Here is a 238-nt window from a genome sequence, read left to right as displayed (position 1 = left end):
CCGAACAGACTGCGCAGCCATTGATCCAGCAACTGCGCGATGCCCAGCACCACGATCACCAGCAACGCCTGCTGCAACAGCGAGTAGGCGCGAATGCGCTGATAGAGCAGCACACCCATGAAGGCCGTCAGCGACAGTACCAGGGCGTTGTGCCCCAGCGGTGCGCCCTGCAGCACATCCAGCGCCAGTCCGAACAGGAAGCCGTGGAAGACTCCGACACTCTGCGGCGAGACGATGC

The 238-nt window shown here is 63.4% G+C and carries 1 protein-coding gene; it reads right to left on the bottom strand.

All coding sequences use genetic code 11. The features are described from left to right. On the bottom strand, positions 1-238 hold a 238-nt coding region (mreD, locus tag R0J88_RS23285), incomplete at both ends, for a rod shape-determining protein MreD (RefSeq protein ID WP_410901358.1).

It is taken from the genome of Pseudoalteromonas sp. SIMBA_162 (assembly GCF_046535955.1).
Lineage (GTDB): Bacteria > Pseudomonadota > Gammaproteobacteria > Enterobacterales > Alteromonadaceae > Pseudoalteromonas > Pseudoalteromonas marina.
Note: the sequence above shows the minus strand (reverse complement) of the source record. Positions and strands in the feature narration are given on the sequence as shown.